The 13,784-nt window shown below is 40.9% G+C and carries 14 protein-coding genes; 2 read left to right on the top strand and 12 right to left on the bottom strand.

The genetic code is table 11. From position 1 onward, the window contains the following. Window positions 1-135: 135 nt before the first annotated feature. From AC2CZC_RS24520 to AC2CZC_RS24500, 5 genes are all read right to left on the bottom strand, one after another. Window positions 136-771, bottom strand: a complete 636-nt coding sequence (locus AC2CZC_RS24520; protein WP_484584993.1) for a glutathione S-transferase family protein — start codon at window positions 769-771, stop codon at window positions 136-138. Window positions 772-1,088: 317 nt separating this feature from the next. Continuing rightward, entirely contained in the window at window positions 1,089-2,696 is a 1,608-nt protein-coding gene (locus AC2CZC_RS24515; protein ID WP_063363761.1) for an AbgT family transporter, read from the bottom strand. A 209-nt stretch (window positions 2,697-2,905) separates the two neighbouring features. After that, on the bottom strand, window positions 2,906-3,163 hold the full coding sequence (locus AC2CZC_RS24510) for a hypothetical protein (protein WP_484584992.1): 258 nt from the start codon (window positions 3,161-3,163) through the stop codon (window positions 2,906-2,908). 52 nt (window positions 3,164-3,215) lie between these two features. Beyond that, window positions 3,216-3,479, bottom strand: coding sequence for a DUF3081 domain-containing protein (locus AC2CZC_RS24505; protein ID WP_484584991.1), 264 nt, complete (start codon window positions 3,477-3,479; stop codon window positions 3,216-3,218). Between the two features lie 49 nt (window positions 3,480-3,528). Then, window positions 3,529-4,062: an isochorismatase family protein gene (locus AC2CZC_RS24500; RefSeq protein WP_484584990.1), complete on the bottom strand. Its 534-nt coding sequence runs from the start codon at window positions 4,060-4,062 to the stop codon at window positions 3,529-3,531. Between the two features lie 77 nt (window positions 4,063-4,139). Here AC2CZC_RS24500 and AC2CZC_RS24495 point away from each other — a divergent pair, with 77 nt between their 5' ends. Then, window positions 4,140-5,093, top strand: a complete 954-nt coding sequence (locus AC2CZC_RS24495; protein WP_484584989.1) for a ribonuclease Z — start codon at window positions 4,140-4,142, stop codon at window positions 5,091-5,093. Here AC2CZC_RS24495 and AC2CZC_RS24490 read toward each other — a convergent pair. The 6 genes from AC2CZC_RS24490 to AC2CZC_RS24465 all read right to left on the bottom strand — a co-directional run bounded on the left by AC2CZC_RS24490 (window position 5,070) and on the right by AC2CZC_RS24465 (window position 11,272). After that, window positions 5,070-6,368 (bottom strand): DUF2252 family protein, encoded by a 1,299-nt coding sequence (locus tag AC2CZC_RS24490; RefSeq protein ID WP_484584988.1) that lies wholly within the window; start codon window positions 6,366-6,368, stop codon window positions 5,070-5,072. The two genes, AC2CZC_RS24495 and AC2CZC_RS24490, sit on opposite strands and share 24 nt — an antisense overlap. 1 nt (window position 6,369) lies before the next feature. Then, on the bottom strand, window positions 6,370-7,191 hold the full coding sequence (locus AC2CZC_RS24485) for a polyphosphate kinase 2 family protein (RefSeq protein WP_484585774.1): 822 nt from the start codon (window positions 7,189-7,191) through the stop codon (window positions 6,370-6,372). A gap of 5 nt (window positions 7,192-7,196) precedes the next feature. Beyond that, window positions 7,197-7,967 (bottom strand): helix-turn-helix domain-containing protein, encoded by a 771-nt coding sequence (locus AC2CZC_RS24480; RefSeq protein WP_484584987.1) that lies wholly within the window; start codon window positions 7,965-7,967, stop codon window positions 7,197-7,199. 161 nt (window positions 7,968-8,128) lie between these two features. After that, window positions 8,129-8,932, bottom strand: coding sequence for a 2-oxoadipate dioxygenase/decarboxylase family protein (locus tag AC2CZC_RS24475; protein ID WP_484584986.1), 804 nt, complete (start codon window positions 8,930-8,932; stop codon window positions 8,129-8,131). A 71-nt stretch (window positions 8,933-9,003) separates the two neighbouring features. Continuing rightward, entirely contained in the window at window positions 9,004-10,029 is a 1,026-nt protein-coding gene (astA, locus tag AC2CZC_RS24470; RefSeq protein WP_063363689.1) for an arginine N-succinyltransferase, read from the bottom strand. Between the two features lie 37 nt (window positions 10,030-10,066). Further along, window positions 10,067-11,272, bottom strand: coding sequence for an aspartate aminotransferase family protein (locus AC2CZC_RS24465; RefSeq protein ID WP_484584985.1), 1,206 nt, complete (start codon window positions 11,270-11,272; stop codon window positions 10,067-10,069). A gap of 151 nt (window positions 11,273-11,423) precedes the next feature. On the opposite strand from AC2CZC_RS24465, the gene AC2CZC_RS24460 reads away from it, so the two are divergent. Then, a complete protein-coding gene (locus AC2CZC_RS24460; protein ID WP_063363762.1) occupies window positions 11,424-11,852 on the top strand; it encodes an Lrp/AsnC family transcriptional regulator in 429 nt (142 codons plus the stop codon). On the opposite strand, the gene AC2CZC_RS24455 is transcribed toward AC2CZC_RS24460, so the two are convergent. Then, the gene (locus AC2CZC_RS24455) at window positions 11,849-13,762 is read right to left on the bottom strand and encodes a putative bifunctional diguanylate cyclase/phosphodiesterase (RefSeq protein ID WP_484584984.1); all 1,914 of its coding nucleotides are present in this window, start codon (window positions 13,760-13,762) and stop codon (window positions 11,849-11,851) included. The two genes, AC2CZC_RS24460 and AC2CZC_RS24455, sit on opposite strands and share 4 nt — an antisense overlap. Window positions 13,763-13,784: the final 22 nt, after the last annotated feature.

The following is a 13,784-nucleotide window of genomic DNA, read 5'->3' as shown; positions in this document are numbered from 1 at the left end:
AGTTGATTAAAAACAGTAAAGTCCGATATTACTTTACTAAAATTCAAAAAAGCCAATTTTCACAATCACTATATTATGTAAAATTGGCTTTTAATTAAATTTTCATGATATAAGAGCTGAAAGAGAATAGTAGTCCTATTTATACGGGCTTAAATCTGTCTGCTCTGTTTCGCATACTTTTTTGATGACAGGGTGCTTAGCCATCTCACGTAAGTATTTTGCTAAATGTTCAAACTGTAGAGGAGGGGTATTTAGCTCATCTGCCCATATACACAACATAAACAAATAGCAGTCGCATATCGTGAACTGTTCATTAACCACATAGCTTTTACCCGCCAAATGCCTATTTACGATAGTAAACATTTCGGTTAGGCGAGTTTGCTGGGTTTTAATGATGTCGTCATACATCAAAGCGCTTTGCGTGTGTCGCTCAGGGTAAAAGTAAATCATCAACTCAGCTTGGATCGTGGTTGTAAAATACATTAGCCATTGATAAAAAACACCTTTTTGTACTGGATCTGCGGGTATTAGCTGACTTTCTGGGTGCTTTTCTGCAAGGTATAAACAAATTGCTCCGCTTTCAAATAGCACAAATTCATCATCAACCAGTGTTGGGATCCTGCCTGTGGGGTTGAGTCTTAGATATTGTGCTGATTTTTGTGCATGCTTTTTACGATCAACGAGTTCTAGTTGATATGGTACTTTTAGGGCTTCTAATACAAAGTGTGGTGCGAGACTGGCATTACGAGGGTAATAAAACAAAGTGTACATAACTGGCCTTATCATCAAGTTTTTATTGGTGAGAAAGCTCCTTTTAAGATTATTCCTTTAGGACTTTAGGACAGCATTGGAATAATAACAAATACAATGACGTATTTTTATTCAAAAATTTAAATTGCCCAAAGTGAGTTAACAAGTTTAACCTTGAGTTTCTCTGCCGTTAATGATTTTACCTTAAATAGGAATGTTGTGTATAAATTTAGTGATAGGGGATAAAAATAATGAAAAATATAATTAAAGGGCTTTTTGAAGGAATTTTGAAGATAAAAAGAGCACTTTTGCAGCTGCAAAAATGCTCTTTTTATTAATTAAGGGGTGTAATATATCGGTGAGTTTGGTCCTACTGGTAGACCGAAACCGAATACCCAAATATAAAATAGTGCAACCCAGCCAACGAAGAAGAACATGCTGTAAGGCAACATAGTCGCGACTAATGTACCAATACCCATGTCTTTTTTGTATTTTGTTGCAACGGCTAAGATAAGCCCGAAGTAACTCATCATTGGTGTGATCAGGTTAGTAACTGAATCACCGATACGGTATGCAGCTTGAATGGTTTCTGGTGCATAGCCAACAAGCATCAACATTGGTACAAAGATAGGTGCAGTAACAGCCCACTGCGCTGAAGATGAACCTAAACATAAGTTAACCATTGCACACATCATGATGAATAAGATGAATACTTCTGGACCTGTTAGGTTCAAAGCTTGAAGTAATGCTGCACCGTTGATCGCTAGGATAGTACCAAGGTTTGTCCATTTAAAGAATGCTACAAATTGTGCTGCGAAGAAGACAAGCACGATATACATGCCCATAGAGCTCATGCTCTTACTCATGGCATCAATCACGTCTCTGTCTGTTTTCATCGTGCCTACAACACGGCCATATACGAAACCTGGGATAGCAAAAGTAACAAAGATAAGAACAACAATCCCTTTCAAGAATGGAGAGCCAGCTACAGCGCCAGTCTCTGGGTGACGCAAAATGCCGTCTTCAGGTACGATGGTGAGTGCTAAAATGCTACATACGATCAGTAGAGAAACACCCGCCCACTTTAAACCACTTTTTTCTTTATCAGTTAAATGCTCAATGTTGTTTTCAGATAGGTCAACGCTTGCATCATCTGGGTTGTATTTGCCAAGGCGTGGCTCAACGATTTTTTCTGTCACCAAAGTACCAACAATGGCGATTAAGAATACAGAAATCATCATGAAGTACCAGTTTGCCTCAGGTCCTACATGGTAAGTTGGGTCTATCATTTGAGCTGCAGGGGTTGTGATACCTGCTAGTAATGGGTCGATTGTACCTAGTAATAGGTTCGCACTATAACCACCGGATACACCTGCAAAAGCGGCTGCAAGACCAGCCAGTGGATGTCTACCTAAGCTATGGAATATCATCGCAGCGAGTGGGATAAGTACGACATAACCGAGTTCTGATGCTGTGTTTGATAAAATAGCTGCAAACACCACCATAAAGGTCACAAGGCGTTTAGAAGCGCCCATAACCATGCCGCGCATGGCAGCTGATAGCATGCCAGAGTGTTCAGCAACACTCACGCCTAGTAATGCAACTAACACAGTACCAAGTGGTGCGAATCCAGTGAAATTAGTGACAAGACCAGTCATAATTTTTTGTAAGCCTTCTGCGCTCATTAAGCTTACAACTTCAATGACACCGTCAGCATCACGTCCTTTAGCTCCCTCTGGGCGAGGGTCAATTGCACTCAAGCCCATCCAGTCGGCAATGCCACTGAAGACCACAATTGCAACACATAACATTGCAAAAAGGGTGATTGGGTGTGGGAGCATATTCCCTAAAAACTCAACGGTTGCCAAAAAGCGATTGAATAAGCCGCTTTGTTGTTCTGGCGATTGAGAGTTTTTATTCGCTTTCGTCTCTACTGCATTCGACATAGCAAGTTTTCTCGGTTCCAAAAAATGCGGCATACCATATCACTTTTTCATTCAGTGGTCATTTATAAAAGTTAACTCGAGGTGAAAATGAGATAAAATTACAAGTATCAGTGATAAAGAGCAGCTTATGCTTTTGATGTAAGTAAGTACTTGGTTTTAGGTGGGTAATTATTAGTCTATTCAGTTGAATGGTTTTTATTGTTAATTTTTTATTCGTTATGTACTGAATTTACTCCTTTGAATAACAAGGGATATTGTCTGAATTTTCCACCGATATGATCATCAGCCATAATTTGAGTGCAAATTCGCTCAATATCGTTATCCGCCGCAAGTACCCACTCTAGGTGTTCGATGGTGCGTTTAAGTCCTTTTTTTAGATATGCCTGTGACTGATAGTGTTGGCAATTCGCTTTTATAATCTCAACGGCTGCTGGGTTTTGTCTTAGCGCTGAGATGACTTGTTCCATGTAAGTGTGTGATGAACTCGAGCTTGATCTGCTTCTACTTCTGTTCCTATTTCTATTCATCCAGCATACTCGCTATGTAATGAACCTTTTTCATGAAGTCAGCTTTTTGCGATTCTTTGTCGTAATTAAATTGATATGTATTGTGAAAACCGAAGCGTAAAAAAACACCGCTGCCTTTCAAATAAATTGTATAACCATCAGGATCTGAGAACGCTGTTATCCCCTCGAATTGCTTTCCCTCTTCATACTCTTGACCTTGTTGCCTTATGTGTTCATATACCTTCAAAATAAGGTTACTGTTAAGCTCGTTTTTCATATCTCAGTGCAAGTTGCATATTTATATTTATTTTTACTGGCTGCACTAACTAACGGATCAGTTTTGATACGGACTTAAACTGCGGATGTTTTGCATCCTTAAGGATGTCAAAGAGCAAGCTTTCTAAGCTCATGATCACGGCACCATCATGTCTTAGTTGTTCAATCGCCCATGTTTTGTTCTGAGTGTCCCTAGAGCCTATTGCATCAGCCACGACGATGACTGGCTGCTGCAATGTTAATAAATCCCTTACCGTTTGATAAACACAAACATGGGCTTCAATGCCAACGACAATTTTAGTGACAGCAGGGTCTAGGCTGATTGCTTCTTTTGCTGACGCGTCATTTAGAGCGCTAAAAGTGGTCTTTTCATGACACTCGATTTGGAATTGTGTCAGTGCAGGATCTGTATGCCCAAGACCTTTTGGATATTGTTCAAATATTAACGCCGGTATTGATAATAGCTCAGCCGCTGTTAAAAGCTTTCCCGTTGTATTTACAAGTTCAGAATATATTCGAATATGGGGCTGAAAACGTGTTTGTATGTCGACGACAAGAATTTGATATTCTGAAGTGTGATGCATAGATTAATCCTTTAGCTAACGAGCGATATCACTTAAACTGGATGTTGTAGTATTATCATTATGGATTTTAGTCAGTTATGCAATTGGAGTTTTTGGGGACTTCGTCTGGAAGCCCGTCAACTTTTCGCAATGTATCAGCAACGGCCGTGAAGTTTGAAAAGTCAAAAGAGTGGGTGTTGGTTGATTGTGGTGAGGGCACTCAGCATCAAATACTAAAATCGAAATTAACCTTGTATCAACTGAGTTTAATTTGCATTAGCCATGTTCATGGCGATCATTGTTATGGGTTACCCGGTTTATTGGCTTCTATGGCGATGTCTGGTAGAAAGCAGCCTGTCTATTTAGTCGCCCCCAAAAAAGTGATTGAGTTTTTGCATGCCACTTTTTCATTGACTGACTTAACGTTGCCTTTTGATCTTAAAACCTGTGCCATTGAACACCTTAACAGCACATCTCTAAATATTGGGTTTTGTCACCTAGAGGTTATTACATTAAAACACCGAGTACCTAGTTTTGGTTTTAAAGTCACTGAGACGCAAATTCCTAAAAAGCTAAAGATTAATTTGTTAAAAAAAGATGGAATTGAGACAGGGTCTCACTACAATCAGTTGCAAAAAGGCGTAGACGCTGATTATCAGGGGCAAAAGCTGGAGTCCAAAAAATATGCTTTTGATAGCTGGCTGCCACGCAAAGTGATTGTTTGCGGTGATAACGAAAGGCCGAGTCTGTTAAAAGAATTTATAGGTGATGTCGACGCACTGGTGCATGAGGCAACATTTACTCATAAAGATTTAAAAAAAGTTGGTCATCACACTGGACACAGTGATGCTAAACGTATTGCGGAGTTTGCTAATAAATCTAATCTACCTCTATTAATCTTAACGCACTTTAGTGTCCGCTATCATGGCCCCGGGTTGTTGGATAATTTACAAGAGGAAGCTCACACACATTTTTGTGGAGAGCTTATTCTGGCCAATGATGGTCTTGTTGTCGATATTCCAAAAAAGCTACTTTCTGAGTGCCTTGAATAATTCCCAGTCTTCATTTACTTGCTGTGCATATTGATTTGCTTTTTCGACAAGTTTTGTAAACAGTGGTGGCAGGGCGGTTATGCAATGCTCTTGATAGTTCATTGAACGCCGGTCGCCTCTCATATGCGCATAAGCGAGTACTTGTGCGCAGCTTTGCGCATATTGCTCGAAACCATTCCTTTGTGCCGCACGCTTGCCAAGGGTAATATGCTCGGGATCAATACCGACTCGTGCGTGATGGCGGGAGCGAACTAACCAATGTAATCCTTGCCACAGTGCATCATCAATTATTAGGTCTGGTCTTCGCTGCATTTGTCGTTGGCAGTTGACCGTTAAGTGGGCGTGATTGAGGCGGTTTACTGGACTCAACTCTTTAAAGTAGTGCAACGGTGCCGCTAAAGCTTGCTGTTTAATTTCTACGATGTGATATAGCTCAGGTTCCTTTTGCTCTTTGGGCCCGACTAATAAATAGTAACGCTTCAAGTGGTTGCTGCCAGTGCCTGCATCCAATCGTTCTACACAGTCTATGATGTCGTCATCGACATAAGGTCTGAACTGCTCAATAAGGTTGGTTTTAATGTCGCTATGAATGGCTTCGAACTTTAGTGGGTCTGGTTTAAACTTCAGGGGGTACGCGGTCAGTTCTACATCTTTTGCTAAAGTACTTTTTACAGTGAATGCAGATCCTCCTACGAGTCTTTGCAAGCCTTTTTGCCACCGTTTGTGAAGTATGTGGTCTTTATCAAAATGCGTTAGCGCACTTTGGCTGTTATTTTCTCCGCGGATGGAAGCTTGGCAGGTTTCAACATAGTGCTGTAAGAAAGTCATTTGCGCTTGAGGTATTTGCTCAGTAAGCACAACTGGTTTTTGCTTTATGTTCATAGAGTCGCTTGATTCTCTAAAAGCAGCGCCACTTTGCTGTGCTAAATTGAGACTTACTAGAAACCGGAATATGTCCCAAATTGCATGGCCTATGCAAGCATCATCAAAGTCATTAGGTGTAAAAACTAAGGTTTCACCGTGCGAGCCTTCTTCACTCAAAAACCCGAAGTTACTGGTATGACAATCTCCCATAATCGTGGTAACGGGGATTTCATACACTGACGTAGGTAAATCAATAACGCCATCAAATAGATCACTGTACATCAGTGGCGCGGTACCACGGAAAAAATGAAACGCGCTACCTGCCATTTTTTCATGCTTGTTTAACTCTAAAGATGGCACCATACCGTCATGGCGTTCGAAGTAAGATGTAAGTAGGTTCTCACGATTCATTTTACGTCCTCTTGTGCTTTATTCCGAGTTGTTGCTCTGCAAGCGCTACAATATTTGCGTCTATCGGAGGTGGTTCAATCTGCATACCTTTGCTCAATGCTTTAGTAAGTGCTTTAAGTACTTCCACACGAGCAAACCATTTATGATCGCCAACAATGACCGACCATGGGGCGCCAGAGGTATGTGTTTTTACAAACATATCATCGATGGCGGTTTCATACTCAGTGCGTTTGTTTCTATTTCTGATATCTTCTTCGGTTAATTTCCAACGTTTGTAAGGGTTATTTAACCGTTCAGAGAATCGTTTTAGTTGCTCGTCACTACTTATATGTAAAAACAGTTTTATGACTTTAATGTTATCGTCGAGCAAAAGCTGCTCAAATTCATTGATTTCACGATAAGCGCGTTGCCATTGTGCATCTGACGCATAACCTTCAATTCGTTCTACTAACACTCTGCCGTAATAGGAGCGGTCAAATATAGTCAGAGTGCCTTGCTTAGGAAGTTTGTTGAAGAATCGATATAAATAATGCCTGCCTTGCTCATCGTCTCTGGGCGCGGCAATTGGGTAAACTTGGTAGCCACGGGGATCGAGTTTTTCAGTAACGCGGCGGATTGCGCCGCCTTTTCCTGCTGCATCCCAGCCTTCAAAAACGATAACAGCTCTTTGCCCTTGATGGTAATAGGCTTGCTGAACATGAAGTAACTCATTTTGCCAATATTTAAGCGCCTGTTTATACGCTTTTTTATTATCAATAGCTGGATATTCATTGATGTGTTTTAAAGAGGGGGACTGTGTTGTTTGTTGATTATCTATATCAATTTGGCTCACATTGAGATCCTCTGTTTATATTGCTTTGGCGTTATGTTCATCACTTTTTTAAATTGCCGCGTGAAGTGAGATTGATCAGTATATTCAAGTTCATAGGCTATATCAGTTAAAGAGCATGTCGGTTTTTGTTTGAGCAAGTTTCTCGCTTTCGATACTTCTACAAGGGTTGCATACTCTTTAGCCGTCATGCCTAGCGCTTGATCAAAGGCTCTTTCGGCTCGTCGGCTATTAATATGTAGGGTGTCATAAATATCAGCCAGCTTTATTGATCTTGGTGATAGTTGGATCTCTTTGGTAATGGTTTCTAAAATGTTGGGAAGTGGTTGATTTAAATTTTTGAATTGCTGTTCAAGCCACTGAGAAATATGCTCAATTTTATCTGAAATAGAGGCACCTTCTTGGCGAATTTTATTAAGTAAGACCTGATCAATTGGGATTGCGTCTAATAATTCAATACACAAATTTTTTGATTCTTTGAGCGGCATAGCGGTGAAGTTTTTGGCGCCCAATGGTGTGAGCCTAACACCAATGAGGTTTTGCACGTCTTTTTCAAAGTGCCATATGGTTGTTTTAGTCTGTGGGCCGATGAAGTAAGCATTTTGATTCAGGCTTGTAGTGCCCATTTTTGATTTACCTGATATAACAAATAAAATCGAAATACAGCCGTCACTGTGTAATGCTTGAGGCAATAGGCTTTGGGAACTTGCATACCAATAATTGATAACATAGGGGGCAAGCGTTGGTGGTGGGGACAAAATAGTATACACGGTGACCTCACTCCTTGTGGGTACTCAAAAATATGCTTGAGCGACTTTAAATTGCCTCATTTAATCTACCGCTTAACTCATTTAAGCGCAATAAAAAAGCAGCCATTGGCTGCTTTGGGTGTTTAAGTTAGTTTACTTCAATTCATATCAACACAAGGTATTTATCTTGCGTTGGTACTTTCGAAGATTTTATCTGCAGAAGCTGCTACGAAACCCGTGTACAATTCACCATCAGGTTTGTTGTAACGCAGGGCGAACTCGTAGAAGCAACTTGGGATTTCGAACTTGCCGTCAGAGAACTCAACAGGGTGGTGATCAGCAAGTGTAGAAGATTGCTCAAGTAGTACTTCAGGTGAACCTTTGATTTCACCACCTGATGTATTTAGAGCGAAACCAGCATCTTTAAGTGCTTGGTTTACAGCTTCTATGGTCTCAAAATTAGCTAGGTAATTAATGTTTACTGTGAAGTGATTTGCACGGTAACCCCAAGCTGACATCCAAGCTGCATATTCGCTTTCTGCAAGTAGCTTTTTATAAGTTTCATGGCTCACTTGCCAATGTGTACCAGAGTACAAGAAGTTTTCTGCAGTGACGGCACTCTCATCGATGCTATCAATCATTTGGCCAACAATTGCTTGAAGATCTTCTGAGCACTTTTCTAAAAGTAGTTCTGAGATGAATACTTTTGGCTTGCTTGGATCGCTATGCTCATAGTGTTTAGCATACAATTTCTTAGCTTCAAAATGATACTCACCACACTCTTTGTAACCAACAGCTTTAAAATGCGCAGCCAGTTTTTCTAGACCAATTTTTTCATGGTTGAAAGTACGTAGTGCGATATGGTCGTTGATGACATCATCTTTTTGAGTAGAACCTAACAGCTCGTGTACTTTTACAGCAGATGGAGTCACTTCTAAATAGTTGCTCCAAAGGTTCTCAAATAAGCTATCTACATTGTTGTGCATAATGACAATTCCTTAATATAACGGCTTGGCCGCGTTGTAAATGTTACGACAAAGCACGACGTATTTAGTATTTATAAAACAAATCCACTGATCTTATCACCTTGCTTTAACTGCAATGCCTCAGCCGTTTTTGAGGTGATTGTGAATATTTGTGTATGTTCATTCCATACTACCGCAGTAGTAAATGTGGCTCTAAAGTGCGCTAGTTGGCCATTGGATAGGGCCCAAGTTGTTTCACTGTGTGGCAGCTCTTCGACGATATCTAATGTACCGTTTTGAGTTTCACGCACGGTTCGAATATTTTCTAACCTAGCTTCGACAGTGGGGCCAGCATCAAATAAGTCGACATACCCTCTGTGTTCAAAGCCTTCTTTTTGCAGCAGTCGCAGTGCAGGTTTTGTTTTTTCATGCACATGGCCGATAACTGATTGGGCCTCTGGGCTGAGCAAATTGGCGTAAATCGGATATTTTGGCATTAACTCAGAGATAAACACTTTATCGCCCAAGCCCACTAGGTGGTCGGCCTTTGGAAACTCAATACTGAAAAAGTGTTCCTGTAACCATTGCCAAAAAGGGCTGTGGCCGTTTTCATCACTGACGCCACGCATTTCAGCAATCACTCTATCGCTAAAGCGCTCGGCATGTTCAGCCATAAATAAAAAGCGAATACGCGACAAGAATCGACCTGCCAACCCGCGTCTAAATTGCTCTCGTAAGAACAATGTGCAGATTTCCGAACTACCTGTGTAGTCATTACATATTGATAGAATATCAACGGTGTTATACACATTTAAGGTGCTAGAGTGGTGAACGGTTTTGCCTTGATGGTAGTGATACAGGGGGACCTGCATCCCAACAGCTGCCTCAATGGCTGTAGTACCACTAATTTCACCTGTTTCTAAATCTTCGAGGACAAATAAATATCCCTCATCGATTGGCGCATTTAATGATTTACTGAAGCTTTCTTGAGAGCGTTGTATCTTACTCGCTAATAGTTCGTCGTCGACAGGCAAAGATGTGAAACCATGGCCTGACTCTACCGCGATGTTTTTTAAAGCCGCAAAATCTTTGCTGCTAATAGGTCTAAGTACTTGCATAAAAATATCATTTAGGGCGACGAATCGCCCATAAAGGTTAAGCGTTTACTACATCCGCGACAGCCAGCTCGAAGCGTGCTAGACCTGCTTTAATTTCTTCTTCAGTAATCACTAAAGACGGTGTGAAACGAACTACATTAGTGCCAGCGACCAAAGTCATTAAGCCATGCTTTGCACTTGCGACTAGGAAATCTCTCGCCTTACCTTCGTAATCGCCTTTAAGTACGCAACCTAACAATAGGCCTTTACCACGCACTTCGCTAAATACATTGTACTTTTCGTTAATTGCATTTAGGCCATCACGGAACATTTGTTCACGCTCTTTGACACCATTTAATACTTCAGGCGTATTAACCGTGTCAAAAGCCGCTTCAGCAACGGCACAAGCAAGTGGGTTACCACCGTAAGTAGAACCGTGAGTACCAATTTTTAAATGCTTCGCAATATCCGTTGTGGTGATCATTGCACCAATTGGGAAGCCGCCACCTAGTGCTTTAGCTGTTGTTAAAATATCAGGCATAACATTCAAGCCTTGGTATGCGTACAAATCACCTGTACGGCCAACACCTGTTTGTACTTCATCAAAAATAAGCAGGGCATTGTGCTTGTCACATAACTCTCGTACACCTTGCACAAACTCGATATCCGGAGAGATGATACCGCCTTCACCTTGTAGAGGCTCCATCATAACTGCACACGTTTTGTCAGAAATTACTTTTGCAAATGTTTCTAAGTCATTGTAGTCAATGTGAGTGATATCTTGTGGCTTCGGACCAAAGCCATCAGAGTAGGCTGCTTGGCCACCGACGGTTACCGTGAAGAAAGTACGGCCGTGAAAACCTTTATTGAAAGCAATGATCTGCGTTTTTTCTTCATTATATTTATCTAAAGCAAATCTACGTGCCAGTTTTAAAGCTGCTTCATTTGCTTCAGCGCCAGAGTTTGCAAAATAGACTTTGTCTGCAAATGTCGCATCAGTCAGCTTTTTAGCTAGACGAAGTGCAGGTTCATTGGTCATTACATTTGATAAATGCCAAATCTTTTCACCTTGCTCTTTCAGTGCATTTACCAATGCTGGGTGGCTATGACCTAGACAGTTTACTGCGATACCGCCAGCAAAGTCGATGTACTCATCACCGTTTTGGTCCCAAACTCGCGCACCTTTACCTTTTACTGGTATAACTGCAGATGGATTGTAGTTAGGTACCATTACTTCATCGAATAATTCGCGATTCACTTGCATGACGTCGTCCTCATATAACTTCAACTTCTTGGCACGAAAATATGTGCCTATTCTTATTCCGACATTATTGCGTGATGCGATGAAAATTTGCAGTGTAATTTTGTATAAAATGAGTAGAATGTTCGTCAAAATGACATTGGTATTGTGCAAAATGATTAGCAAACAAGATGAGAGATTGATTTCTGTACTGCGAAGCAACGCGAGGGCGAGTATTTCTGAGCTAGCAAGACTATTGGATATGTCCCGAACAACGGTGCAATCACGATTGCAAAAGTTAGAGCAAAGCGGTGTTATTCAGGGTTATAAGATTGATTTTGGTCAAGATTATTTAGGTAGCCTAGTTTCTGCTCATGTTTCAATTAAGGTCAAGCAAAAGCTCACGGCAAAAACTAATATTGCCCTGAAGCAGCTCTCACATATTTCTGCTTTATATGCGATTAGCGGCGAATACGACATGATAGCTATTGTAGAAGCGCAAAGCCTAGAGCAATTAAGCCAGTTGCTGGATGAAATAGGTAATTTAGACGGCGTCGAAAGAACTAATTCAGCTGTTATACTGGAAACTAAATTTCAACGTTAATTTGCTTTGGGTAACCACACACTCGTTCCAGTAGTAGCGATGTGGTTAACATTGCCTTTGAGCACCTTGTCGCCCACATTACGAGAGGTCTCAGGGCGACTCACTAGGTAACCTTGGACACAGCAAATCCCCATATCTTTGACCAGTTCAAACTGATCAAGCTGCTCTACACCTTCTGCAACGATTTTAAGGCCTAGCTGCGCACCAAGCTCGCTGATAGAGTTTAAAATCTTAAAGTATTTAGGGTTGTCTTTTGCTTGTGAAATAAACAGTTTATCTATTTTAATCACATCGATTGGCAGATCAGCTAGTGTGCTCAACGAGCTAAAACCCGTGCCAAAATCATCAATTGCAATAGTCACACCGGCACTGCGGCAACGCTCAAGCTGAGCAATGATTTCATCACTTGCTGTTATGAGTGTTGACTCGGTGATTTCTATCATTAGGGAGGCAGCAGGCAGTCCCGATTTATTAAGTGCATCTAAAACCCAGTCGTAAATAGGTCTATGTTTGAGCTGAATGCCGGATACATTCACCGAGATTTTAACTTTTTTCATCCCAGCATTGTGCCAAGCAGACATTTGTCGGCATGACTCTAGCAATATCCAGTCGCCAAGCTCTAAAATTAAATTTGACTCTTCGGCAATTGGAATAAACTCAGACGGTGGGATCAACCCCTCGATGGGATGATGCCAACGGGTGAGGGCTTCAAAATAGTCTATTGAGCAATCTTCAACATGCACAATTGGTTGAAATGAAAGTTGAAAATTTTGAGAGGCAATCGCAAGTCTCAATTCTTCTAATAAATAGTGGTAGCGCCTGATTTTATTCCCCATCTCTGGTGAATAGACTCTAAATATACCGCGACCATCCGTTTTAGCACGATACATGGCAACATCTGACATTTGCAACAGCGCATTAGGCGTAGAGGCACTATCAGGGAATACAGCAATTCCGATACTGGCGCTTATTTTCACTAGCTTGTTACCAAGCACAAAGTCTCGTTCAATTTCGCTAAGGATAGTTTGTGCTATCTCAGTACAGAAACTGGTGTCATTCAGGTTGGGCACAAAAATCGAGAACTCGTCTCCACCTAGTCGAGAAAGGTTTTGGTCTAGCCCATGGACGGGATGCGCATCATTGAGCTTAAACTGTCTAACAACTTGTTCCAATCGCCCTGAAACCTGAATAAGTATTTCATCACCGAAACTGTGCCCAAAGGAATCATTAACCTGTTTAAAACCATCTAAATCAATGAATAACAATCCACATTTGGATTTGCTTTTATCCGCAATGGTCAGCTGCTCGCTAATATGTTCTATATATGCATGACGGTCTATAAGTTTGGTCAATTTATCTTGGTAGACGTGACTATCTGACTGTATTTTTATGCGTTGAAGATTATCGCTTAATGATTGAACTGCATAACAAATTTGTGCGACAGGACCGCCAGAGTGAAGCTCTTTATGTTTAATTTCAAGTCCATCGAGCAGGGCATTGAGGTCTTTATTTATGGCATTGAGTGCTTCTAACTGTGCTTTGTCTCTTTTGTTGCTTTTGAACTGAGCAATAAAAAACAGTACTGCGATTAAGCAAAGCATTAATAAAGTAGGGGATGACCATACGAGCTTAAATACTCTTGAGGTCGGCGCTATGGCATATTGGGACTGCTGATTTGCGATGATAACAAAAGTTTGATTGTCCTTACGAACGAATTGCTGGTCGTAGTAGACAAATTGATACCAAGGAGCCGATCTTTCAACTTGCTCAACATCGCTGATCTGAGTTTGCAAAGAAAGTAACCCGGATTGCGCATTCAGGACATGTTTAGCAAAAGTTAGATTTGCAGCAATACCAATTACTACAAGGCTAACAACAGCATAAGCTAAATTTTTAAAAACATTCTGCATGATTGAGACAATCCAAAATTAA

The sequence above is a fragment of the Pseudoalteromonas sp. MMG033 genome (assembly GCF_057197785.1).
The sequence above is the reverse complement of the archived record's forward strand: the minus strand, read 5'-3'. Positions and strand labels throughout refer to the sequence as shown.